The following is a 22589-nucleotide window of genomic DNA, read 5'->3' as shown; positions in this document are numbered from 1 at the left end:
GCGCTAACCACCCTCGCGACGATGCTTACTCGGCTATCCATTCGCAATATCGTGTTGATCGAGGCGCTCGACCTCGACTTTTCGGGCGGTCTCGGTGTTCTGACCGGGGAGACCGGCGCGGGCAAATCGATCCTTCTCGATGCGCTCGGTCTCGTGCTCGGCAACCGCGCCGATAGCGCGCTGGTTAGGGCCGGCGAGGACAAGGCGAGCGTTACCGCCTCCTTCGAATTCGCCAAACTACCCGCCGCTATGTCCGCCGTTCTCGATGATGCCGATATCGAGATTGAAGACGGCGAACCGCTCATCATCCGTCGGCAATTAAAGGCCGATGGAAAGAGCAAGGCATTCGTCAACGATCAGCCGGTCGGGGTCGCGTTGCTGCGCGAAATGGCGCCGTTTCTCGTCGAACTTCATGGGCAGCACGACGACCGCGGGTTCGTCAATCCGAAGGGGCATCGTTTGCTTCTGGACCGCTATGCCGGAGCCGAAAGCAGCCGGGTCGCGGACGCATGGCACGAATGGCGGGCCGCCGAAAAGCAACTTTCCGAAGCCCGCCAGTCATTGGAGCAGGCGAAGGCCGATCAGGACCTCCTGCTGGCTCATCTGGCCGAACTGACGGCGCTCGAACCGGTCGCGGGCGAGGAAGCGCGCCTCGCGGAAACGCGCGCATCCATGCAGAAGGGCGAGAAACTGTCCGGCGAATTGGCGGAGCTGCGTATTCTCTGGGAGGGATCGGATTCGCCGCTCGCCGCCTTGCGCGTCGCCGCGCGCAAACTCGACCGGATCGCGGGCGAACACCCACTTCTCGGCGAAGCATTGGAAGCGCTCGACCGGGCCGTGATCGAGACGGGCGAGGCCGAGGATCGTCTGAACGCGGCAGGAGAAGCGCTTATCCACGACCCGGCGGCGCTGGAAACTGCCGAAACCCGCCTGTTCGAATTGCGTGCTCTCGCGCGCAAGCACCGCTGCGAGGTTGACGAACTTCCCGAGAAGATGCGCGAGATGCGCGGTCAGCTCGACGCGATCGAGGGCGGCGAGGCGCAGCTCGATGCGCTGGAAGCTGCCGAGCGCGAGGCGGGCGCGAGCTATGCCGCGCGGGCCGAGGCGCTGCACGCAAACCGTGTGGCGGCGGCGATGGAACTCGACGAAGCGGTGGCGGGCGAACTGGCCCCGTTGAAGCTCGATGCGGCGCGGTTCAAGACCGCAGTGGCCGAGATGCCGGAAGAGCGCTGGGGGCCTCATGGGCTCGACAGCGTCGAATTCCTGATTGCGACCAATCCGGGGGCGGACTTCGCGCCGCTCGGCAAGATCGCGAGTGGCGGCGAACTAAGCCGCTTCATTCTTGCGCTGAAGGTGGCTCTCGCCGAGCAGGGCGGCGCGGCGACGGTCATCTTCGATGAGATCGACCGCGGCGTGGGCGGCGCGGTGGCCTCGGCGATTGGAGAGCGGCTGGCGCGGTTGGCGGATGGCGGTCAGTTGCTGGCAGTCACGCACAGCCCGCAGGTGGCGGCGCGAGGTAACACCCATTACCTGATCGCGAAATCTTCGGAGGGGACGGTTACGCGCACTTCGGTCGGACGGCTCGATCAGGAAGCGCGCAAGGAGGAAATCGCGCGGATGCTATCGGGCGCTGAAGTGACGGACGAGGCGCGGGCGCAGGCCGACCGGCTCTTGGAGGGCGTGTGAGCAAAAGCGAGGCCAAACTTTCCGAAGCGGAAGCGGCGAACGAACTGATGCGGCTTGCGAAGCAGATCGCGCATCACAACCGGCTTTATCACGCGGAAGATTCGCCGGAAATCACTGACCAGGAATATGATGCGCTGGTTCGGCGCAATGCAGAACTCGAAGCGGCATTTCCCCATCTGGTCCGCGTGGACAGTCCGAGCGTCGCCGTCGGACATGAAGTCGGTGCCTCGCCGCTGTCCAAGGTGCGTCATGCAGAGCGAATGATGAGCCTCGACAATGCGTTCGACGATGCCGAGGTGGCGGAATTCGTCGCGCGGGTGCGCCGCTTCCTGAACCTCGCGGAGGATGAACCGGTTGCGTTCACCGCCGAGGACAAGATCGACGGGCTGTCCTGCTCGCTGCGTTACGAGAACGGAAAGCTCGTGATGGCGGCCACGCGCGGAGACGGACAGGTCGGCGAAAACGTCACCGCCAACGTCGCTCATATTTCCGACATTCCGCAGGAACTGGACGTCGACGACGTGCCGGAGGTCTTCGAAGTCCGCGGCGAGGTGTATATGGAACGTGCCGCCTTCGCCGCGCTCAACGAGGCGCAGGAGAAGGAGGGCGGAAAGCTGTTCGCCAATCCGCGCAACGCCGCTGCGGGTTCGCTAAGGCAAAAGGATGCAAGCGTAACCGCACGGCGTCCCATGCGTTTCTGGGCGCATGGCTGGGGTGCGGCAAGCGACGTTCCCGGCGAAACCCAGACGGAGGTCGTCGAAACGCTGAGAGATTGGGGCTTTCCTGTGTCACCGGACTTTCGGAGGGCCGAAACGCTCGAGGAAATGCTGGCTGCCTATACCGCGATTGCAGCAAAGCGCGCCGATCTTGCCTACGAGATCGACGGGGTGGTCTACAAGGTCGATCGGCTGGACTGGCAGCGCCGCCTCGGTTTCGTGGCGAAGGCGCCGCGCTGGGCGATAGCGCGGAAATTTCCCGCCGAACGCGCCGAAACGACGCTCGAAAGGATCGACATTCAGGTCGGACGCACGGGCAAGCTGACCCCGGTGGGGCGTCTGGCGCCGGTCTTAGTCGGCGGAGTGACGGTCACCAACGTCACGCTGCACAATCGCGACGAGATTGCGCGGCTCGGTGTGCGCGAAGGAGACCGGGTGCTCATCCAGCGGGCAGGAGACGTCATCCCGCAGGTGGTCGAGAACCTGACACCCGAAGTCGATCGCCCGGCATTTATCTTTCCCGGTCATTGCCCGGAATGTGGCAGCGAAGCCGTCGCGGAGGAAGGCGAGGTCGATGTGCGGTGCACCGGGGGCCTCGTCTGCCCGGCCCAACGCGCGGAACGGCTGAAGCATTTCGTCAGCCGCGGCGCGCTGGATATCGACGGGCTGGGGGAAAAGACCATCGACCAGTTCCTCGGTCTCGACTGGCTTTCCAATCCTGCCGACATCTTTCGCCTGCATCAGAAGCGCGAGGACATTCTGGCGCTGGAAGGCTGGAAAGAGAGGTCCGTCGACAATTTGCTCGCCAGCATTGAGGCCAAGCGGCAACCGGATGCAGCCCGGTTACTGTTCGGACTGGGAATTCGGCACGTGGGAAGCGTGACGGCGCGCGATCTGATGAAGCATTTCCACGATCTGCCTACCCTTCGGCAAGTCGCGGAAAAAGCCCGAAACGGCGATACGGACGCCGTCGCCGAACTCACGGCCATCGACGGGATCGGCAACGCAGTCGTCGAGGCGCTGGGAGATTTCTTTCACGAACCTCACAACATCGCGGTGTGGGAGGAACTGCTGAGCGAGGTCAGCCCGCCGCGCTACGAAGTCAAAACGCGCGATAGCCTGGTGGCTGGCAAGACCGTCGTCTTTACCGGCAAGCTCGAAACGATGAGCCGCGACGAAGCCAAGGCCCAGGCCGAGCGGTTGGGCGCAAAGGCTTCCGGTTCGGTCAGCGCGAAGACCGACCTGCTCGTCGTCGGTCCGGGAGCCGGTTCCAAGCTGAAGAAGGCGGAAGAGCTGGGCATCGAAGTGTGGGACGAAGCCCGCTGGGCTGAAATGGTGGCCGCCGCAGATTAGGCAATTTGCGGAGGTTCAAGGCGCTTCGTTTCTTTCCGCGGGGGAGGGCACCCATTTCATGACGCTGCCGGAAAATGGCGTCCACCAGCCCATCTCGACGCCGGCGGCGGCAAGGACATTGCCGGTCCAGCTGTTGCAGGTGCTGATCGGGTTGTATCGACCAAGAGCGTCGAAGTGGATGTCGCCGGGCTGGTAGCTCGCGTAACTCCTGCGCATTGCCGGGTCGGTCGTTGGGGGCAGGGATGCTTCGACTGCCGCGACGAGCCGCTCATATTCCCATGGCCGCAACCGCAACGGCCGGTGGTTTTCGCCGGGCGCCGGCCGAACATAGTGTGACACCCGCAAAAGCGTATCGCCACCGATCGTCACGACGCGCAAGGCCCTGAGCAGATCGAGATCGCCCCATGTGGCGACGTTGAGAAAGACGTCGCGCTCTCCCCAACCGACCGCGATGTGGGTTGGTAATTCGCCCGATGGGGTCGGTTGCCTCGCGGACGGGAAAAACTCCCCCCAGTCGTTGACCTCGCTGACGATCGGCATGACGATGCCGGTATGCACTCCGTTCGTCTCGACGAGGATGGTGATGCCGTCCTCGGGTTCAGTCCACCCGGGATTGCGCGGAATAGAACTGCCGACCCAAGCCGTCAGGAAGTAGAGTCCGACCAGCAAGGCAAGGCCGAGAAGCGCCCGCTTCGTCCACACGGCTGCGCGTGAAATGCGGCCGTCGTGCCGCTGCCTTATCTCCGCTTTCGCAGCCATAGAATTGCCCAATCTCCCTTTACGAGACGCCGTGCAAGCCGGAACCCGGCCCGGCGATAGGCGGCTCGCACCGTCGCTTCCTGTTCTTCGAGCAGACCTGCAAGCAGCACATTGCCTCCCGGCGCGATGTTGGCGGCAAAATCGTCCGCTAGGGCGACGAGGGGTTGCGCCAGAATGTTCGCAATTAGCAGGTCATATGGGCCGCGCACTTCGATCAGTGGATCCTCCATACCCGCTGCGATCACGACGGTCAGTTGCCCGCGCGACGGGCCGATGGGCACTTCGTTGAGCCGGGCATTGTTGATCATCACTCCCCGACAGACTTCGTCGATGTCGCTCGCCGTGAGATAGGCGCGCGGCCAAAGCGCGCGTGCTGCGAAAGCCAGCAGTCCGGTCCCGCTGCCGACATCTACGATGTTGCGCGCCAAAACGCCGGTCCGCCGCATCTCCGACAGCATGGCGAGGCAACCGGCGGTCGTCGCGTGGCTTCCCGTGCCGAATGCCTGGCTCGCCGGAACGACGAGATCGATGAGTTCGCCGTCATCGGCAGGCGGATAGTCGGGCGTGTGAACGTAGAACCGGCCGGCAGTTACCGGCTGCACGCCGCCCTGGCTCAGGGTCAGCCAGTCTTCCTCCGGCAGTTTTTCGACGCTGAAATCCGGGGGATCGGCAGTGAATAGCGAGGCTATATCGGTGAGATCACGCTTAGTCGGCCTGCGCGAAAGATAGGCTTCGAGCACCCAGTCGTTCGGACGGTCCTCCGCGATTTCCCGGCCCAGCACGACGATCTCGCCATCCCAGTCGTCGATAGCATCATGCGCGAGAAGCGCGGCCTGTACGTCGCGCTTGCCCGCTTGCCCTGCGACTTTCCAGCTATCCGCCATCCCGTGCCTCTCTGGTAAGCCGCTCGGTCAGACGTTCGTTCGCCGTTTCGGCATAGCGGCGACATCCGGCGCTATCGATGAGCGCAGCTTTACCCATTAATCGCGGGCGCAAGTTTGCGGCGGCCGGATGCGGGGCGAGGGCGATGCCGCATCGCATCGACCCGATCTTTTCGATCGCTTCCACAAAGGCAGCGACCAGTTCCGGGTTGTCGGAGAAGCGGAACACGTTGTCCGAGATAGGGTTCATGCTGTCGATGTAAACGAGCGTTTCGCAGGCCTCGCCTTCGCATTCCCGCCAAGCCCAACTCATCGCACCGCGCGTATGGCCGGGGGTCGGCACCGCATGAACGGTTCGCGACGACAGCGAGAGCGGGCCTTCGTCGACGATTTCGATCGCGCCGGTCACGGGTGGGAAGGGCGGATGATTCGACCCGGCTTGCGGATCGTTTTCCGAGGGCAGCCCCCTGCGCAGAACTTCGGCGGCTTCGGCGCTTGCCAGGATCGTTGCGCTTGTCGCAGCCTGTATGCGCGCCATTCCGCCGACATGGTCGAAATGCTCATGGCTCATCAGAATCGTCGTTACATCTTCAGGTTCGAAGCCCAATGCGCGGATGTTATCAAGCACGATCCGGGCTCCCGCATCAGTGCCGGTGTCGATCAGCGTATGCCCGGTCTCGCTCGCGATCAGGATCGCCGAAATACCGCAGGTGCCGACGTAATAGGATTGACCGTAGATACGAAAGGGCGGTCCCGGCTTGTCCCATTCGTCCGAGTCTCGGCAAGCTGCGGCCCAACCCTGCTGCCCCGTCGTACGGCCGAGATGGGTCTCAGCCTGTGGCGGGACTGGTGGATGGGGCATCGCACAACTCCCCAGCATGAAGCTCGCTAGGATGGTGGTCGCTCTAGCGGACATAGCTCGCCCCATTGGCGTCGAGCGTCGCGCCGGTCATGCTGGCCGGCGCATCGAGCGCGCAATAGGCGATCATGTTCGCGATTTCCTCCGGCTGCGCCACCCGGCCGAGCGGGATGTCCGCAAGCAGGCCCGGACCGCCGCGACTTTCGAGATAGTCGCCCGCCATCGCCGTATCGACGAAGCCCGGTGCGATCGCGTAGCTCAGAATGCCTTGCCCGGCATAAGCGCGGGCAATGGTCTTGTGCAGCGCGAGCATTCCGCCCTTCGCCGCAGCATAATGCCAATGTGCCGGCGAGTCGCCGCGATGACCGGCGCGGCTTGCGACGTGGACGATCCTTCCGCCGACGCCCCTTTCCTGCCAATGCAGCACAGCCATTCGGCACAACTGGGCCGCCGCACTCAGATTGATGCTCAACGTCTGCTGCCACTTCTCGAGCCAGGCGGCATCGCTCGCATCGATCGGATTGGGATCGAACAGGCCGGCATTGTTCACCAGCACTTCGATTTCGCCCCCGGCCCGTTCGAGCGCCTCGCCCCAGATGGCGGTAGGAGCGGCATAATCCGACAGATCGCCGCCGATCGTTTCCGCATCATGCGCGGCGCTCGCATGACCGATGACGGTGGCGCCGCGCGATTGAAGGAGGGAGCGGGCCGCGGCACCGATGCCGCGACTCGATCCGGTAAGAAGGATGCAAGTCATGCAACGCGCTATCCGAAACTTTGCAAGCCATGTCGAGCGACGCGCCTTGATTGACGGGTCGGTTCGTCTAAGTAAGGCGCACGAAACGCGTAACCGGAACGATCGAGAATTATGAGCAACAGGCCCCTGTCACCCCATCTTGGCATCTGGAAGTGGGGGCCGCACATGCTGACCTCGATCCTGCACCGGGTGACCGGCGACAGCCTGGCGCTTGTTGGGCTCGGCGTGTTCCTCTGGTGGCTCGGCGCGATGGCGAGCGGACCGGAAGCTTACGAGACTTTCGCCGCCATCATGGGGTCGCCCATAGGCATCATCGTGCTGATTGGTCTTAGCTGGGCGTTCTTTTCCCACATGATGAGCGGTCTGCGCCATTTCGTGCTCGACATCGGTGCGGGTTACGAACTCGATACGAACAAGACGTGGGCGATCGTAGCGCCAGTGCTCGGCGTCGTCCTGACCGTTGTGTTCTGGGCGGTCATCTTTCTGAAGTGAGTGGTAGGAATGGATAAAGGTACATCGGTCGGCCGGGTTCGCGGGCTCGGCTCTGCCCATGAAGGCGCGCATCACTGGATGGTGCAACGGTTCACGGCGGTCGGCAATCTCATACTCGTCCTGTTCCTCGCGGTCGGGCTCGCACTGTTGCCAGACTACAGCTACGCGACCGTTGCCGGCTGGGCCTCGCAAACGCTTCCCGCAACTGCGCTGGCGCTCATCTGCATCAACACGTTCTGGCATGCCCGGCTCGGTCTTCAGGTCCTGATCGAGGACTACGTCCATACGCCCGGCAACAAGTTCGCCTGCATCGCGCTGCTCAATATCGCGACGATCGGCGGCGCCGTCTTCGGCGTGGTTTCAATTGCGCGCATCGCGCTTGGAGGAATTTCCTGATGGCTTCGGGCACGAACGACAATACTCCGCCGCATGGCGGCCCGGACAATACGAACACCGGAAATGTCGGAAGCGACAATCAGTCGCCTACGACTGCACCGACCACGTCGAAGGACAAGAAGGCTCCGGCGGCGGGCGGCACGGACAAGAACGCCTATCCGATCGTTGACCATACCTACGACGTCGTCGTGGTCGGAGCGGGCGGTTCCGGCCTTCGGGCAACGATGGGCAGCGCGGAAGCTGGTCTACGCACCGCGAACATCTCCAAGGTCTTTCCGACGCGCAGCCATACCGTCGCGGCGCAAGGCGGTATCGCGGCAAGCCTCGGCAACAATACGCCCGACCACTGGTCCTGGCACATGTACGACACGGTGAAGGGTGCAGACTGGCTCGGTGATCAGGATGCGATCGAATATCTCGCGCGGGAAGCACCGCAGGCGGTGTATGAGCTGGAACATGCGGGCGTCCCGTTCTCTCGCAACGACAATGGCACGATCTACCAGCGACCCTTCGGCGGCCATATGCAGAACATGGGCGAGGGACCGCCGGTCCAGCGCACTTGCGCTGCGGCCGACCGGACCGGCCATGCGATGCTGCACGCGCTTTACCAGCAGAGTCTGAAATACGACGCCGATTTCTTCATCGAATATTTCGCGATCGACCTCATCATGCAGGACGGCGCATGTCGCGGCGTCATCGCGATGTGCATCGATGACGGCTCGATCCATCGTTTCCGCGCGCAGAGCGTCGTTCTGGCGACGGGCGGCTATGGTCGTTGCTATTACACCGCCACCAGCGCGCATACCTGCACCGGGGATGGCGGCGGCATGGTCCTGAGAGCGGGGCTGCCGCTGCAGGACATGGAATTCGTCCAGTTCCATCCCACTGGCATTTACGGCGCCGGCGTGCTCATTACCGAGGGCGCGCGGGGCGAGGGCGGTTATCTGACCAATTCCGAAGGCGAGCGCTTCATGGAACGCTACGCCCCGTCGGCAAAGGATCTGGCAAGCCGCGACGTGGTCTCCCGCTCGATGGCGCTGGAAATGCGCGAGGGCCGGGGCATCGGCGCGGATGGCGACCACATCCACCTGCACCTCGACCATATCGATGCGAAGGTGCTGGCAGAGCGACTTCCCGGCATTACCGAGAGCGGCAAGATCTTCGCAGGCGTCGACCTGACGCGCGAACCATTGCCGGTAACGCCGACCGTTCACTACAATATGGGCGGAATTCCCTGCAATTATCATGGCGAAGTCGTGACCATCGGCAAGGACGGCAATCCCGATACGGTCGTGCCGGGCCTGTTCGCCGTGGGCGAGGCGGCCTGCGTTTCGGTCCACGGGGCGAACCGGCTCGGCTCCAACTCGCTCATCGACCTCGTGGTGTTCGGGCGTGCGACTGGGCATCGCCTGAAGGAACTCATCAAGCCGGGCGCAAGTCAGGCCGAACTGCCGAAAGACAGCGCGGAGATGGCTCTCGGGCGGCTCGATCATTTCCGCTATGCCAATGGTGGTTCGCCCACCGCGCAGATCCGCAGCGACATGCAAAAGACGATGCAGAAGCACGCAGCCGTCTTCCGCGACAGCAAGCTGATGGCCGAGGGCGTCAGCCAGCTCGCTCAGACCTATCAGCGGATGAACGACATCCATGTGACTGACCGCTCGCTGATCTGGAACAGCGATCTCGTGGAAACGCTGGAGCTCGACAATCTGATCGCTCAGGCGGCTGTCACCATGTCCTCGGCCGAGAACCGCAAGGAAAGTCGCGGCGCTCACGCCCACGAAGATTTCCCGGAGCGTGACGACAAGGAATGGATGAAGCACACCGCCGCCTGGTTCGATGGCTGGGGCGGCAAGGGCGGGGAGGTGAAGATCGACTACCGCCCGGTTCACGAATACACGCTGACCGACGACATCGATTACATCGAGCCGAAGAAGCGGGTCTACTGAGCCGAGGAGTTCGACCTATCGTTGCGCGATAGGAGGTCGGGGGCGGTCTGCGCGGTCGCTCCAGACGACGTTCAGGGCAGTTCGCTGCCGGGTTAGTCTTGTTCGATGCGCCGCGCTTCGATGATCTCGACCGGCTCGGCAAGCATCTGGCCTTTCATCCAGCCTTCGCCCGCTTCCGGATCAACCGGAGCAGCGTGAATGGCTTCGACGACGTCCATTCCTTCGATGACATGACCGAACACCGCATAGCCGTCGCGAAAAGCGGGATCGTCACTGTCGGGCTGAGCGTCCATCGCCGGTTGGTCGCGTAGCAGGATCGAGAAGTCTCCGGTCGCGGTACCGGGATCGAGCCGCGCCATGGATAGCGCCCCCCTGCGGTGCGTCAGCCCCGTTTCGCTGGTCGGCTCATGGGCGATCGGGTCGATGATCCGCTCCGGATCGTTCTGCGTTCCGCCCTGGATGAGACCGTTTGGCTGCTCGCCCCAGTCAAGCCGCATCGCGCGGTAAAACACCGTCCCGTCGAAGCGATCCTCGTCAACGTAGCGCAGGAAATTGTCGGCGGTGACTGGTGCGCGTTCGGTTTCGAGAGCCACAACGATGTCCCCCATGCTCGTTTCGAGGATGACCGTTTCCGTTCCATATGTCGCTGGCGGCGTTTGCTCTTCCTGCTCTGCCGTCGCCGCCCCGAGCGGAGCGATCAAGAGCAAGGCGGACAGCGCGAATCGTTTCAGCATGGGCAGGATGATGGCACGGCGAGGGTTGGGAAAGGAAGCACCGCTCAGATGATGCCGGCGATGAGGCCTTTTTCCAGCGCTTCCTCGCACGGGATGTACCAGTTGTCGGGCGCCTTGTTGCGCACTTCCTCGAAGGATACGTCTGACCCGTCGCAAAGCGCACGAAATCCCTCTTCCTCGATCTCGATCGAATGTTCGATTTCGTGCAGTGCGGCCTTGAGCTGGTCCGTGCAGCTCTTTAACGGGCCCGAGAGGTTGATCGTCTTGCTCAGATGCCGTTCGTGGATCATCAGCCGCGTGCCCTTCGTCAGGAAGCGGCATTCGACGGGGAAGCCCGACATGAACGTTGCCCCCGCCGAATAGACCGCCGCCTTTCCGAGAAACAGCAATTCACGCTTGGCTTCGCGCAGCAGCCGCACATCGTCGGACATGCAGCGCGCTACTTCCGGATTACCGCCGAGCGTCGTGATGTTGATGACAAGCGGCCCGTCGGTCGGCGCGGCGGCCAGCTGCCTGCGAAATTCGTCATACATCGCCTCGTCGATACCGCCGACAAGGCGCAGTTGCGGCGAAGTAAGGACTTTCGAGGAATCAGTTTCGGCCATGCGGCCTCCCATCTTGTTGAAATGCTTTGTCGGACGCGTGCTCACATAGCGGCCAGGCGGCGGCTCGGTTCCGAAGCTCATCCCCGCATTGCCGATGTCGTTCGTCGAACCTTCTCAGCCGTTCGTCCCGAATGAACGTTTACAAGCGTAGTCGCGTTCGTTTACAGATGTAGTCGATGAATGGAGAGAAGCCATGAAGAACCCGGTGACGCCCGAAGGCGAACGGATCAGCGAGGCGGAATACGCCGTCATGGACGCATTGTGGCAAGCGAGTCCGCTTTCCGCGACGGAGATTTGCGCGCATGTCTGCCAGGATCGCGACTGGTCGCTCGCCACCGTCAAGACGCTCGTTTCGAGACTCGTGGCGAAGAACGTGGTCGACGCTGAGGCCGATGGCCGACGTTATCTCTATTCTCCGCGGATCCAGCGATCGGACTATGTCGGCGGCGAGTCGCGCAGACTCGTCGACCGGTTGTTCGGCGGAAAGGCGGCTCCGCTTTTTGCCCATCTGGCGGAGAGCGAAGCATTGTCCGACGACGATCTCGCGGAAATGGAAGCATTGCTGAAGGAGTTGCGGAAATGACGGACTACCTCCTCGACACGCTCTTATGGACGGGCATGCTGATCGCGCTGGTCCTGCTCGTTCGCCGCCCCGTGGCTCGTCATTTCGGGGCGAAGGCGGCCTACGCCCTCTGGCTTTTGCCGATGGTGCGGCTCGTCATGCCGCCGATCACGCTTCCGGCCATGCTTGCTCCGACACAGGACGCGGTTTCCCTCCCTCCCGTGGCTGCCGCGGAAGTGTCCATCTCGCACGCGAATACCTTCGATCCGCAGGCGCTCGCTTCCGCCCCCGTCGCGAGCGAGGTGCCGCGTTTCGCCGTCGATGTCGATTTCGTAACGCTGCTGGTCATTCTCTGGCTGGCAGGAGCGGCCATCTTTCTCGTCCGCCGCTTCTATCTCTACGCCGTGATGCGGCGCGACATGCTGGCGGAAGCGCGCCCGATGGGCGAGGCGGGCCCGATCCGCCTCGTGGAAACCCCCGCGACGACCGGACCCGTAGCATTCGGGGTAAGGGACCGCGTGATCGCTTTGCCGCCGGGATTCCTTGCGAAATCCGACCGCCGGATGCGCGATCTCGCGCTGGCGCACGAACTGGCACACCATCGCGGCCGCGACCTGCTCGTTAACTTCTGTGTGCAACCGCTGTTCGCTCTGCACTGGTTCAATCCGCTCGGCTGGGCAGGGTGGCGCGCCCTTCGCCGCGATCAGGAAGCGGCCTGCGATGCGCGGGTCGTGGAACGGATGCAGCGGCGCGAGCGGGCAGACTACGCCGAAGTCATTGCGCGCTTCGCCGCCGGTCCCCACGCTGCGCTCGCGGCGCCGATGGCGTGCCCCGTCCTGGGGGACAAATCCATAATTCAAAGATTGAGGAGCCTATCCATGTCCGACCCCACACCCCGCAAGAAGGCGACCGCAAAGTTTCTACTGACCGGTGCCGCGCTGGCACTGCCGCTGACGGCCTCGATCTCCTACGCGAAGGCGGATGCCGACCGGGACGTGACGTTGCCGCCCGCTGCTCCCGAAGCACCGGACGCACCGCTTCCGCCGGCCCCACCGCTTCCCCCGGAAGCACCGGACGCACCGGAGTTCTGGGATGCTGGCTACGAGGAGGGCGAGGCTGCTTTCGAACGCGCGATGCTCGAAGGCGAGCGTGCCGAAGCCGAAGCCGAACGCAAATGGCAGCGCGCCGAACGCGAGTGGGAGCGCGCCGAACGGCAACAGGAACTCGCCGAAGAACGGATGGAACAGGCGGAAGAAAGGGCCGAAGCGCGGCGCGTAAGCATGGTCCACGGAAAGCGGATCGTTCACGGAGAATTGGACAGTGCCGAAATGCGCGAGGCGCTGCGGGAAGCTCGCATCGAACTGCGCATGGCCGACGAGGAACTGAAGCGCCACGCGATCGACCGGAGAGAGCTTGAGCGGAACATCGAAACGGCGCTGTCCGCCCTCGATGAAACGACACGGATCGTCAGCGTCGAGTGTCCGCGCGGGACGAACTATACGCAGACGAACACGGTGAACGGAAAGACCACCGTCCGGATCTGCGCCACGAAGATCGCCGCCGAAGCACTATCGCATGCACGAAACGGCATGATCGAGGCGCGCGAGGCGATCGCAGCCGACCGTCATATGAATCGCGAAGACAAGCGCGAGGCGCTGCGCTCGCTCGACCGGGAAATCGCCAAGCTGCAACGCGAAATCTGATCGCTATCTGCAATACCCCTTTTCAGTCCGGAGGGGTCGGGGGCGCGGTGCCGAATGGCTCCGCGCCCCCTTTTTGTCGGGCTGAAGGTCAGCGAAGGTTGGTGATCGCATCGCATTGCGTATCGTCGCCCTGAAGGCCGAGCCGCAAGGCCTGCATCCGCTGTTCGCTGGTGCCGTGTGTAAAGCTTTCCGGATTGACCCGCTGTCCTGCCTGACGCTGCAACGTGTCGTCGCCGATCGCGCTCGCTGCCCTCAACCCCTCCTCGATGTCGCCCGGCTCGATGAGGTTCCGGTTGCGTCCTGCCCAGACGCCGGCATAGCAATCCGCCTGCAATTCCATCAGCACCTGCAACTGGTTCGAAGCGCGGGGATTTTGCGATTGGGCGCTGCGGATCTGGTCGGAAATGCCGGTGACGGTCTGGATGTGATGACCATATTCGTGAGCGATCACGTAGTAGCGGGCAAAATCCCCGCCCGCGCCCAACTGCCGCGCCATCGTGTCGTAGAAGCTCGTGTCGAGGTAAATGCCCTGATCCTGCGGGCAGTAGAACGGACCGACCGCGCTCGTCGCATTGCCGCAACCCGAGCGGATTGCGCCGCTGTATAGCGTCAGTTCCGGATCGACGAAATCGAGGCCTGCATTCTGGAAGATCGGCGCCCAGGTCTGGTTGAGCGATGTCAGCGCATTGCACGCCTCGGTCGCATATTCGCTTTGCGTACAGACTTCCTGCTCGTTCAGATTGTCGGCGACCTGTCCGCCCCCGGTGCCTGAACCTTGCATCCCCTCGACGACCCCGATGGTCTGCAACGGGTTCACTCCGAACAACACCATGCCGAGAAGCGCGATGACGAGCGTGCCGCAGCCGATCCCTCCCTTGCCGCCGGGAAAGCCGCCGCCTCCGCCGCCGCCGCGCACCCGGATATTGCCGGTATCAAATGGATTGAGCCGCATTGTCTTGTCCCCTTTCGCTCGCTCGTCACCCGCACTCGCTGTCTTCCCGGTCCGGGAAAGCGAAGTCGGACGCGAACGCTTCTCTTGTCAGCCGTGTCCTAAAGGATGTTCCTGCTAATTCCTACGCCCTGTGGACTAGCGATTGCGCGGTTGTGTCGTTACATGACCCGCCACACCCGAAACCCGTTCCCGCAAGAAAGCGATTCTTTACCGTGGCAGCCAGCGACATTCCCATCGGCCTTACGTTCGACGACGTCCTTCTGCGTCCCGCCGAAAGCGACATCGTGCCGTCCATGGCCGATCCGCGCACGCAGCTGACGAAGGAAATCGCGCTCAATATCCCGTTCCTGTCGGCCGCGATGGACACCGTGACCGAAGCGGACATGGCCATCGTCATGGCGCAGCTGGGCGGGATCGGCGTCCTCCATCGCAATCTCGAGGTCGAGGAACAATGCGCGGCGGTCCGGGCGGTGAAGCGGTTCGAAAGCGGAATGGTCGTCAATCCGATCACCGTCCAGCCCGAGGCGACGCTGGGCGAGGCGCAGGCGATCATGACGCAGAACCGTATCAGCGGCATTCCCGTGACCGACCGCGACGGAAAGCTGGTCGGCATCCTGACAAATCGCGATGTGCGCTTTGCGGAGAACCCCTCGCAGCCGGTCCGCGAATTGATGACGACCGACAATCTGGCGACCGTTCCGCTCGGCACCAATCAGGAAGACGCGCGCCGCCTCCTGCATCAGCGGCGGATCGAGAAGCTGATCGTGGTCGACGACGATTATCGCTGCATCGGCCTCATCACGGTCAAGGACATCGAGAAGGCGGTCAACTATCCCGACGCGACGAAGGATGCCGGGGGACGACTGCGCGTCGCAGCGGCGACGACCGTGGGTGACAAGGGGTTTGAGCGCAGCGAGGCGCTGGTCGATGCGGAAGTCGACGTCATCATCATCGATACCGCGCACGGACATAACAAGGACGTCGCGCGCTCGGTGGAACGGGCCAAGAAGCTTTCCAACCATGTTCAGGTCATCGCCGGCAATGTCGCCACCGCCGAGGCTACGCGCGCCCTGATCGAAGCCGGCGCCGATGCGGTGAAGGTCGGGATCGGTCCCGGCTCGATCTGCACGACCCGCGTCGTGGCAGGGGTCGGGGTTCCGCAGCTTACCGCGGTCATGGAATGCGCCGAGGAAGCGGCGAAATCCGGCGTTCCGGTCATTGCTGATGGTGGCCTTCGGACGAGCGGCGACGCGGCCAAGGCGCTCGCAGGCGGGGCATCTGCGCTGATGATCGGTTCGATGCTTGCAGGCACGGCGGAAGCGCCGGGCGAAACCTTCCTCTATCAGGGGCGCAGCTACAAGAGCTATCGCGGCATGGGCAGCGTAGGCGCCATGGCGCGGGGCAGCGCCGACCGTTATTTCCAGCAGGACGTTTCCGCCATGAAGCTCGTGCCCGAGGGGATCGAGGGGCAGGTTCCCTACAAGGGGCCGGCGGCAGACGTCATTCACCAGCTCGTCGGCGGCATCAAAGCCGCGATGGGCTATACCGGCGCGGCGACGCTCGCGGATCTGCGCGAGCGCGCGAAATTCGTGCGCATCACGAATGCTGGCCTGTCCGAAAGCCATGTGCATGACGTCGCCATCACCCGCGAAGCGCCGAACTATCCGACGCGCTGAAGGATGAGGCCCGCTGCCCGCGTCCAGGCCGCTATCGAACTGCTCGATGCCATTATCGGTGCCGCGCTCGATAACGGACCGCCTGCCGATCGGCTGATAGCCGACTATTTCCGGCAGCGGCGTTATGCCGGATCGAAGGATCGCCGGGCGGTTCGCGACCTCGTATATCGTGCGATCCGGGCTTGCGGACCCGTGCCGGTCAGCGGCCGCGCTGCAATGTTGCGTCTGGCCGCCGACGATCCCGCGCTAGCCGAAATGTTCGACGGTTCCGATCACGCGCCGGATTTGATCGTCGAAGGAGAGAGACCGGCAGCGGCCGGCATCGCCCCGCAATGGCTGACCGAGGAACTGGCGAAATCTGGCATCAGGGGCGAGGAGGCAGAAGCATTGCTCGACCGCGCCCCTCTGGACTTGCGGGTGAACAGCCTCAAAGCCAGCCGCGAAACCCTCGATCTGCCCGAGACAGGCGAGTTTCTGGCGGCACCGAACGCCTTGCGGTTCGACGGAGGAACGCGCGTCGAGACTTGGGACGCCTATGAGGACGGCCGGGTCGAGGTCCAGGATCATGGCAGCCAGCTTGCCTGTCTCGCCGCCGCCCCCGAACCTCACGATACCGTCATCGATCTGTGCGCAGGGGCGGGGGGCAAGACGCTCGCCATGGCCGCAACGATGGAGAATGGCGGAGCGATAATCGCCTGCGATACCGACAAGCGCCGGCTGTCGCAGCTTCCCCCGCGCGCAGAGCGGGCGGGTGCGACGAACATCACGCCGGTCTTGCTCGATCCCGGCAAGGAGCTGGAGCGGCTGGAAAGCTACCGGGAAAGTGCCGATCTCGTGCTTGTCGATGCTCCGTGTTCCGGGACGGGAACCTGGCGACGCAATCCCGAGACGCGCTGGCGGCTGACGCCGAACCGCCTCGATGCCCTGATCGAAACGCAGGCGCGGCTGCTCGATCTTGCCGCACGGCTTGTCAAACCGGGTGGACGGATAACCTACGTAGTATGCTCGCTTCTCGACCGGGAGGGCACGCTGCAAGCGAAAGCCTTCCTCGAACGACATTCCGGCTGGAAGGCTAAACTGCCGCTCATTCCGGCGGGGCAGGAGCGCGGTGCGGGCGTTCGCCTCACGCCTCATCACGACGCAACTGACGGGTTTTTCATCGCACAGCTATGTTCGCCGTGATAAACCCGTCGCGACAATGACCGAATTCATGCGAAATTTGGCCGAAGACGGAACCGGAGGTCGTTCGACCGGTAGCGGTTCCCTGAAGGAGTTTTTCATGCGTTACGCGCCCGCCGCCGCCGCCCTTTCTCTCGCCCTCGCCGTTGCCGGAAGCGTCTCGGCAGTTGCCGAACCCGAAGCAAGCCCGCGTGCAGCGGCGCTCGTCGCGAAGGGAGAAGCCGCACTGAGCGAGGGCCGCACTCAGGACGCGATTGACGCCTTCGAAGCTGCCCTGACGGTCGATCCGGCCTATACGCCGATCTTCAACGATCTGGCTGCGGCAGCGCGTGCACAAGGGCTGCAAGGCAAGGCAATCCGCTATTATCGCGAGACGCTGTCCCGCGATCCGCGCAATTTTGCAGCCATATCGGGCGAGGGCGCGGCAATGGTTGAGCGCGGAGCGATCGAGAAGGCGCGGCAGAACCTCTCCAGACTGGAATCGCTATGCGGCCCGAATTGCCCCGAAACGGAGGCTCTCGCGGCTGCTATCGCATCGCCGCCGGTCCGCACGGCTGAGGCGCCGACGCCTTCCGGCTCCGAAGAGCCGCAGGCGAACTGATCAGACGACTTGTGATGTTCTTTAGATAAGGTTCCGAAATTCCTCGAGAATGGCGCGGTAAAGCACACGCTTGAACGGCACGATGACCTCGGGAAGCTGCTCGGGGTCGAGCCACTTCCATTCCGCGAATTCCGCAGGTTGGTGCGTTTCCAGATCGACTTCGCTGTCATCTCCTGTGAACCGCAGCAGGTACCAGACCTGCTCCTGCCCGCGATACTTTCCGCCCCATAGCTTGCCGATCAGCTCGTCGGGCAAGTCGTAGCGCAGCGATTCGCCTGCTCGCGCGATCAGGGTCGAATTGTCTTGCGTGACGCCGGTTTCCTCGTGCAATTCACGCCACATGGCCGTTTCGAGGTCTTCGCCCGGATCGACGCCGCCTTGCGGCATCTGCCAGTAAATCTGTCCATCGGTGGTCTCGGGATGGTCGAGCCGCTTGCCGACGAATACCTTCCCCTCGCGATTGGCCAGCACCACGCCGACACAGGGACGGTAACCCAGTTCAATATCCATCAGGCACTTCGCTCCAGCATGTTCTTCACCGCGCCGAGCAGGGCTTCCACGTCCTTTTGCGCGCTCGGTATGCCCTTGCGAAGATTGATGAAGCCGTGGATCGTTCCCTTGAATTCGAGATAGGTGACGTCGGCGCCGCGGCTGATGATGTGGCCGGCATAGGCTCGCCCGGAATCCCTCAGCGGATCGAGCCCGGCGGTACAGATGATCGTGGGCGGCGTGTTCGAGCAGTCGCCGAGCAGCGGCAGATTGCGCGGATCGCTAGGGTCTGCCGCATATTGCTGGGTGAAGAAGGCCATCGAAGCACCGGTCAGGAAATAGCCGTCGCTGAATTGCCGGAAGCTTTCATATTGCGATACGTCGTCCGCGACCGGATAGATCGGCACCTGGCAGATGACGGGAACTTCGGCCGGTTCAGAGCAAAGCGCGTTGGTCGTCACGATCGTCAGATTGCCGCCCGCGCTGTCGCCCATCGGGATGAGCCCCGTGACCTTGCGACCGAGCGCGTCAGGACCGGAGGCAACCCAGCGCGCGGCAGCCTCGCAGTCGTCGGGCGCTGCGGGGAAGGGGGCTTCGGGAGCCCGGCGATAATCAACCGATACCACCGGCAGGTCGAGCTGCGCACAGATCTCGGTGCAGATGCTGTGATAGATGTCGAGATCGCCGATGACGAAACCGCCGCCGTGAATGAACAGCACGACCGGTCCTGCCTCACGCTCCTCTCGCGTATCGTAGAGCCGGAGCGGGATGTCGCCGTCGGGTCCGGGACAGGACAGGTTCTCGATCACCGCGAGGTCGCGCGGCGGCGCCTCCGCCAGCAGGTTCAGCGCGGCCATGCCCTGCCGTCCCTCCTCGACGGGCAGTTCCTCGACCCCAGGGCGGTTCGCCTGCTCGAGCAGGTTCAGGAAAGCGCGGACGTCGTCGCGCACGAAATGTTCGGTATCGGCCATGGTTCTGCCTAGCTCCCGGTTTTCATTGTGATTTCAGCACGGCTTTAACGGGTTGGCGGACCATTTCCAGAATGGTTTTGCGTCTTTAGGAGAAAAACTTCATTGCCCCGCGTCGGCCCCGTTCATAGGTGCGGCGCGTTGCCTAGCGGCGGGCCGGGCGTTATGCTTGCCCGCCAGATTTAACCGAGGAATTTTCATGGCGAGTGCCGCCGATACCAGACCCCCCGAAACCGCCGGTGCCGCGCCCGACTCGGTCGTGGTGCGCTTTGCCGGGGACAGCGGCGACGGGATGCAGCTGACCGGCGGGCAGTTCACCCTGTCGACGGCGTTGGCCGGGAACGATCTGGCGACCTTTCCCGACTTTCCGGCCGAGATCCGCGCCCCGCAAGGCACGCTGTTCGGCGTCTCGGCCTTCCAGATCAATTTCGGCAGCCGCTCGATCAACACGGCAGGCGATGCGCCCGACGTGCTCATCGCGATGAACCCGGCGGCGCTCAAGGTGAACCTGCCCGCCCTGAAGCCCGGCGGGCTCGTCATCGCGGATACCGGCGAATTCACGAAGCGCAATCTCGACAAGGCCAAATACGACGCCAACCCGCTGGAGGACGACACTCTCGCGAAATACCAGGTGCTGGCCTTCGACATTTCCGCGCTCACGATCGAGGCGGTCAAACCCTTCGGCCTCGGCAACAAGGATGCACTGCGCTCCAAGAACATGTGGACGCTTGGCCTCGCGCTGTGGATGTTCGACCGCTCGCGCGAACCGCTTCACGCGTGGCTGAAACAGAAGTTCGCAAAGAAGCCCGATATTGCCGACGCCAATATCGCGGCGCTCGACGCCGGTCATGCCTATGGCGAGACGGCGGAGTTGTCCGGCCCGCTCAAGCAGACGCATATCGGACCGGTCAAGTCGGAGCCCGGCCTCTATCGCACCATTACCGGCGCCGAAGCGGTGTCGCTGGGTCTGGTCGCGGGCGCGCAGCTGGCCGAACTGCCGATGTTCTTCGGCGGTTATCCGATCACGCCCGCCAGCGCGATCCTGCATCATTTGGCGCGCCTCAAGGAATATGGCGTCACGACGTTTCAGGCCGAGGACGAGATCGCGGCGATCTGCGCCGCCATCGGCGCGAGCTATGCTGGCAGCCTTGGCGTCACATCGTCGAGCGGTCCGGGCATTGCCCTGAAGACCGAGGCGATGGGCCTTGCGATCATGGTCGAACTGCCGCTCGTCATCGTCAATTCGCAGCGCGGCGGTCCGTCGACCGGCTTGCCGACCAAGACCGAGCAAAGCGACCTTTATCAGGCGGTCTATGGCCGCAATGGCGACGCGCCGATGCCGGTCATCGCCTGTCGTTCCCCCTCCGATGCATTCGACTGCGCGATCGAGGCAACGCGCATCGCGACGCAGTACATGACGCCCGTCATGCTGCTGACCGACGGATATATCGCCAATGCCGCAGAGCCGTGGAAAGTCCCGGACCCTGCCCAGTTTGCGCCTTTCCCCGCGCGCTTCAAGGATAGTCTGGCCGAAGGCGAGGACTTCGCTCCCTATGCACGGGACGAGAAAGGCGCGCGGCCGTGGGTCAAGCCCGGCACGCCCGGACTGATGCACCGCGTCGGCGGGATCGAGAAGCACGCGACCACTGGCAATATCGACTATTCACCCGACAACCATCAGGCGATGACCGATGCGCGCGCCAAAAAGGTACTGGGCGTCGAGGTTCCCGAACAGGATGTCGCGCTCGGCGAAGCGGGCGGCAAGCTCGCCGTCGTCGGCTGGGGTTCGACCTACGGACCGATCCGGCAGGCTGTCCGCCGTGCGCGCGAAAAAGGCCATGATGTCGCGCAAATTCATGTCCGGCATATCTGGCCGCTTCCTGCCAATCTGGGCGAATTGCTGCGGTCCTTCGACCGCGTGCTCGTTCCCGAAATGAATACTGGCCAGTTCAAGACGGTGCTTCGCGACCAGTTTCTCGTCGACGCCGAAAGTTTGACCAAAACGAGCGGCCAGCCGTTCCAGATCGCGGAACTGGAAGCGGCAATCGCCAGATATTTCGATGGGATCGACGGCAACGAGGGCGGTGAGGTCGAGGTCAACGAACAGCAACTCCCGAACCTGGAAGCCGGCCATGATGACGGCTCCTATTCGGATGCACCTTTTCACGGTGAAGGGGCCGTCCCGTCCGGCACGGACACCGATTCCGAGGCAGTAAACCAATGAACGCACCCGTTAAGATCGAAACGACGCTGAAGGATTGGGAAACCGATCAGGAAGTGCGCTGGTGCCCCGGTTGCGGGGACTATGCCATCCTGAAGGCCGTGCAGCGCACGCTGCCGAAAATCGGCGCCGACCCGGCTAATACGGTGTTCATTTCCGGCATCGGCTGTTCGAGCCGCTTTCCCTATTACATGGAAACCTACGGCTTCCACACGATCCACGGCCGCGCACCCGCGGTGGCGACGGGCGTGAAGCTGGCCAATCCGGAACTCGACATCTGGCTGGTAACGGGCGATGGCGATGGCCTCAGCATCGGCGGAAACCACATGATGCATGTCCTTCGCCGCAACGTCGACATGCAGATCATGCTGTTTAACAACGAGATTTACGGCCTGACGAAGGGCCAGTACTCGCCCACGAGCCGCGTCGGTACGCCCAGTCCCTCGACCCCGCGCGGTAGCGTCGATGCTCCGGCCAATCCATGTGCATTTGCACTGGGATCAGGCGCGCGCTTCGTCGCCCGCGGTTTCGACGTCTCGAAGAAACTGCCCGAAGTCCTGATCGCGGCGCACGAACATCGCGGCGCAGCCTTCATCGAGATTTTCCAGAACTGCATCGTCTACAACAAGGACGTGTTCGACGACTTCGCTGCCCCAAAGGGTGCGGAGGACCGTCAGCTATGGCTCGAAGACGGCGAGCCCATGCTGTTCGGTTCGGAGAAAACGGGTGGCGTCAAGGGCTTGCGGCTTAACACCGATACGCTTTCCTTCGAAGTTGTCGAGGTGGCAGACGGCGACTGGCAGGCCGCAGGCGTCCGCGTGCATGATACGAAGAACCGGGTCATCGCCCATTTGCTGGCCGAGCTACCGTTCGGACCTTACCCGATGGCGATGGGCGTCCTCTATGACGATCCCGCTCCGACATTTTCCGACGGCATGATCGCCGAGCGCGAAGCCGCGACGAAGGGCAAGGAAGCCAATCTCGCCAAGCTGCTGCAATCGGGACAGACCTGGACGGTGGATGGCACGGCCCAGGACCCGGTGTGATCTTA

Annotated in this window: 21 protein-coding genes; 12 read left to right on the top strand and 9 right to left on the bottom strand. The window is 63.3% G+C overall.

Going from position 1 to position 22589, the window contains the following annotated elements:
• The first annotated feature begins 21 nt into the window (after positions 1–21).
• Together recN and ligA are read left to right on the top strand one after the other, a co-directional pair.
• Positions 22–1686 carry a DNA repair protein RecN gene (gene recN / locus GRI38_RS05415; protein ID WP_160681869.1) on the top strand — a complete coding sequence of 555 codons (1665 nt, stop codon included), beginning with the start codon at positions 22–24 and terminating at the stop codon, positions 1684–1686.
• Positions 1687–1733: 47 nt separating this feature from the next.
• The gene (gene ligA / locus GRI38_RS05410) at positions 1734–3755 is read left to right on the top strand and encodes an NAD-dependent DNA ligase LigA (RefSeq protein ID WP_160682474.1); all 2022 of its coding nucleotides are present in this window, start codon (positions 1734–1736) and stop codon (positions 3753–3755) included.
• A gap of 15 nt (positions 3756–3770) precedes the next feature.
• On the opposite strand, the gene GRI38_RS05405 is transcribed toward ligA, so the two are convergent.
• The 4 genes from GRI38_RS05405 to GRI38_RS05390 are packed head-to-tail and all read right to left on the bottom strand — an operon-like array spanning position 3771 to position 7011.
• On the bottom strand, positions 3771–4514 hold the full coding sequence (locus tag GRI38_RS05405; protein ID WP_160681868.1) for a DUF2459 domain-containing protein: 744 nt from the start codon (positions 4512–4514) through the stop codon (positions 3771–3773).
• Complete coding sequence (locus GRI38_RS05400; RefSeq protein ID WP_160681867.1) at positions 4493–5398, bottom strand: 50S ribosomal protein L11 methyltransferase; 906 nt, start codon at positions 5396–5398, stop codon at positions 4493–4495. Before GRI38_RS05400 ends, GRI38_RS05405 begins: the two co-directional genes overlap by 22 nt.
• Positions 5388–6257: a subclass B3 metallo-beta-lactamase gene (bla, locus tag GRI38_RS05395; protein ID WP_160681866.1), complete on the bottom strand. Its 870-nt coding sequence runs from the start codon at positions 6255–6257 to the stop codon at positions 5388–5390. Before bla ends, GRI38_RS05400 begins: the two co-directional genes overlap by 11 nt.
• 43 nt (positions 6258–6300) lie before the next feature.
• Complete coding sequence (locus GRI38_RS05390) at positions 6301–7011, bottom strand: SDR family NAD(P)-dependent oxidoreductase (RefSeq protein WP_160681865.1); 711 nt, start codon at positions 7009–7011, stop codon at positions 6301–6303.
• Positions 7012–7122: 111 nt separating this feature from the next.
• On the opposite strand from GRI38_RS05390, the gene sdhC reads away from it, so the two are divergent.
• From sdhC to sdhA, 3 genes are read left to right on the top strand one after another with little or no spacing between them, the layout of a single operon-like run.
• The gene (sdhC, locus tag GRI38_RS05385; RefSeq protein ID WP_160681864.1) at positions 7123–7503 is read left to right on the top strand and encodes a succinate dehydrogenase, cytochrome b556 subunit; all 381 of its coding nucleotides are present in this window, start codon (positions 7123–7125) and stop codon (positions 7501–7503) included.
• 9 nt (positions 7504–7512) lie between these two features.
• Positions 7513–7899: a succinate dehydrogenase, hydrophobic membrane anchor protein gene (sdhD, locus tag GRI38_RS05380; RefSeq protein ID WP_160681863.1), complete on the top strand. Its 387-nt coding sequence runs from the start codon at positions 7513–7515 to the stop codon at positions 7897–7899.
• Positions 7899–9848 (top strand): succinate dehydrogenase flavoprotein subunit, encoded by a 1950-nt coding sequence (gene sdhA / locus GRI38_RS05375; RefSeq protein WP_160681862.1) that lies wholly within the window; start codon positions 7899–7901, stop codon positions 9846–9848. The genes sdhD and sdhA overlap by 1 nt, the downstream gene beginning before the upstream one ends.
• A 92-nt stretch (positions 9849–9940) precedes the next feature.
• On the opposite strand, the gene GRI38_RS05370 is transcribed toward sdhA, so the two are convergent.
• Together GRI38_RS05370 and GRI38_RS05365 are read right to left on the bottom strand one after the other, a co-directional pair.
• Positions 9941–10582: a peptidylprolyl isomerase gene (locus GRI38_RS05370; RefSeq protein WP_160681861.1), complete on the bottom strand. Its 642-nt coding sequence runs from the start codon at positions 10580–10582 to the stop codon at positions 9941–9943.
• Between the two features lie 44 nt (positions 10583–10626).
• Positions 10627–11187: an ATP-dependent Clp protease proteolytic subunit gene (locus GRI38_RS05365; RefSeq protein WP_237487353.1), complete on the bottom strand. Its 561-nt coding sequence runs from the start codon at positions 11185–11187 to the stop codon at positions 10627–10629.
• A 193-nt stretch (positions 11188–11380) separates the two neighbouring features.
• Between GRI38_RS05365 and GRI38_RS05360 the strand changes: the two genes are divergently transcribed.
• Both GRI38_RS05360 and GRI38_RS05355 read left to right on the top strand, forming a co-directional pair.
• Entirely contained in the window at positions 11381–11770 is a 390-nt protein-coding gene (locus GRI38_RS05360) for a BlaI/MecI/CopY family transcriptional regulator (protein ID WP_160681860.1), read from the top strand.
• A complete protein-coding gene (locus GRI38_RS05355; RefSeq protein WP_160681859.1) occupies positions 11767–13452 on the top strand; it encodes a M56 family metallopeptidase in 1686 nt (561 codons plus the stop codon). The genes GRI38_RS05360 and GRI38_RS05355 overlap by 4 nt, the downstream gene beginning before the upstream one ends.
• Positions 13453–13540: 88 nt before the next feature.
• On the opposite strand, the gene ypfJ is transcribed toward GRI38_RS05355, so the two are convergent.
• Positions 13541–14404, bottom strand: coding sequence for a KPN_02809 family neutral zinc metallopeptidase (ypfJ, locus tag GRI38_RS05350; RefSeq protein ID WP_160681858.1), 864 nt, complete (start codon positions 14402–14404; stop codon positions 13541–13543).
• Positions 14405–14616: 212 nt separating this feature from the next.
• On the opposite strand from ypfJ, the gene guaB reads away from it, so the two are divergent.
• The 3 genes from guaB (at position 14617) to GRI38_RS05335 (ending at position 17860) form a co-directional block, all read left to right on the top strand.
• Positions 14617–16080: an IMP dehydrogenase gene (gene guaB, locus GRI38_RS05345; protein WP_160681857.1), complete on the top strand. Its 1464-nt coding sequence runs from the start codon at positions 14617–14619 to the stop codon at positions 16078–16080.
• A 3-nt stretch (positions 16081–16083) separates the two neighbouring features.
• Complete coding sequence (locus tag GRI38_RS05340) at positions 16084–17262, top strand: RsmB/NOP family class I SAM-dependent RNA methyltransferase (RefSeq protein WP_160681856.1); 1179 nt, start codon at positions 16084–16086, stop codon at positions 17260–17262.
• A 97-nt stretch (positions 17263–17359) separates the two neighbouring features.
• Positions 17360–17860, top strand: a complete 501-nt coding sequence (locus tag GRI38_RS05335) for a BTAD domain-containing putative transcriptional regulator (RefSeq protein WP_160681855.1) — start codon at positions 17360–17362, stop codon at positions 17858–17860.
• 21 nt (positions 17861–17881) lie between these two features.
• Here the strand turns inward: GRI38_RS05335 and GRI38_RS05330 are convergent, their stop codons facing one another.
• Positions 17882–18370, bottom strand: coding sequence for an RNA pyrophosphohydrolase (locus GRI38_RS05330; protein WP_160681854.1), 489 nt, complete (start codon positions 18368–18370; stop codon positions 17882–17884).
• On the bottom strand, positions 18370–19320 hold the full coding sequence (locus tag GRI38_RS05325) for an alpha/beta hydrolase (RefSeq protein ID WP_160681853.1): 951 nt from the start codon (positions 19318–19320) through the stop codon (positions 18370–18372). The genes GRI38_RS05330 and GRI38_RS05325 overlap by 1 nt, the downstream gene beginning before the upstream one ends.
• Positions 19321–19516: 196 nt before the next feature.
• Here GRI38_RS05325 and GRI38_RS05320 point away from each other — a divergent pair, with 196 nt between their 5' ends.
• Both GRI38_RS05320 and GRI38_RS05315 read left to right on the top strand, forming a co-directional pair.
• Positions 19517–21541, top strand: coding sequence for a 2-oxoacid:acceptor oxidoreductase subunit alpha (locus GRI38_RS05320; protein WP_160681852.1), 2025 nt, complete (start codon positions 19517–19519; stop codon positions 21539–21541).
• On the top strand, positions 21538–22584 hold the full coding sequence (locus GRI38_RS05315; RefSeq protein ID WP_160681851.1) for a 2-oxoacid:ferredoxin oxidoreductase subunit beta: 1047 nt from the start codon (positions 21538–21540) through the stop codon (positions 22582–22584). Before GRI38_RS05320 ends, GRI38_RS05315 begins: the two co-directional genes overlap by 4 nt.
• Positions 22585–22589 lie beyond the last annotated feature (5 nt).

It is taken from the genome of Parapontixanthobacter aurantiacus, from assembly GCF_009827635.1.
GTDB lineage: Bacteria > Pseudomonadota > Alphaproteobacteria > Sphingomonadales > Sphingomonadaceae > Parapontixanthobacter > Parapontixanthobacter aurantiacus.
Note: the sequence above shows the minus strand (reverse complement) of the source record. Positions and strands in the feature narration are given on the sequence as shown.

Bases quoted from the DNA above. Each gene is read 5' to 3' on its own strand.
- recN (WP_160681869.1), top strand. From the start codon at position 22: ATGCTTACTCGGCTATCCATTCGCAATATCGTGTTGATCGAGGCGCTC.
- ligA (WP_160682474.1), top strand. From the start codon at position 1,734: ATGCGGCTTGCGAAGCAGATCGCGCATCACAACCGGCTTTATCACGCG.
- GRI38_RS05405 (WP_160681868.1), bottom strand. From the start codon at position 4,514: ATGGCTGCGAAAGCGGAGATAAGGCAGCGGCACGACGGCCGCATTTCA.
- GRI38_RS05400 (WP_160681867.1), bottom strand. From the start codon at position 5,398: ATGGCGGATAGCTGGAAAGTCGCAGGGCAAGCGGGCAAGCGCGACGTA.
- bla (WP_160681866.1), bottom strand. From the start codon at position 6,257: ATGCCCCATCCACCAGTCCCGCCACAGGCTGAGACCCATCTCGGCCGT.
- GRI38_RS05390 (WP_160681865.1), bottom strand. From the start codon at position 7,011: ATGACTTGCATCCTTCTTACCGGATCGAGTCGCGGCATCGGTGCCGCG.
- sdhC (WP_160681864.1), top strand. From the start codon at position 7,123: ATGAGCAACAGGCCCCTGTCACCCCATCTTGGCATCTGGAAGTGGGGG.
- sdhD (WP_160681863.1), top strand. From the start codon at position 7,513: ATGGATAAAGGTACATCGGTCGGCCGGGTTCGCGGGCTCGGCTCTGCC.
- sdhA (WP_160681862.1), top strand. From the start codon at position 7,899: ATGGCTTCGGGCACGAACGACAATACTCCGCCGCATGGCGGCCCGGAC.
- GRI38_RS05370 (WP_160681861.1), bottom strand. From the start codon at position 10,582: ATGCTGAAACGATTCGCGCTGTCCGCCTTGCTCTTGATCGCTCCGCTC.
- GRI38_RS05365 (WP_237487353.1), bottom strand. From the start codon at position 11,187: ATGGCCGAAACTGATTCCTCGAAAGTCCTTACTTCGCCGCAACTGCGC.
- GRI38_RS05360 (WP_160681860.1), top strand. From the start codon at position 11,381: ATGAAGAACCCGGTGACGCCCGAAGGCGAACGGATCAGCGAGGCGGAA.
- GRI38_RS05355 (WP_160681859.1), top strand. From the start codon at position 11,767: ATGACGGACTACCTCCTCGACACGCTCTTATGGACGGGCATGCTGATC.
- ypfJ (WP_160681858.1), bottom strand. From the start codon at position 14,404: ATGCGGCTCAATCCATTTGATACCGGCAATATCCGGGTGCGCGGCGGC.
- GRI38_RS05340 (WP_160681856.1), top strand. From the start codon at position 16,084: ATGAGGCCCGCTGCCCGCGTCCAGGCCGCTATCGAACTGCTCGATGCC.
- GRI38_RS05335 (WP_160681855.1), top strand. From the start codon at position 17,360: ATGCGTTACGCGCCCGCCGCCGCCGCCCTTTCTCTCGCCCTCGCCGTT.
- GRI38_RS05330 (WP_160681854.1), bottom strand. From the start codon at position 18,370: ATGGATATTGAACTGGGTTACCGTCCCTGTGTCGGCGTGGTGCTGGCC.
- GRI38_RS05325 (WP_160681853.1), bottom strand. From the start codon at position 19,320: ATGGCCGATACCGAACATTTCGTGCGCGACGACGTCCGCGCTTTCCTG.
- GRI38_RS05320 (WP_160681852.1), top strand. From the start codon at position 19,517: ATGGCGAGTGCCGCCGATACCAGACCCCCCGAAACCGCCGGTGCCGCG.
- GRI38_RS05315 (WP_160681851.1), top strand. From the start codon at position 21,538: ATGAACGCACCCGTTAAGATCGAAACGACGCTGAAGGATTGGGAAACC.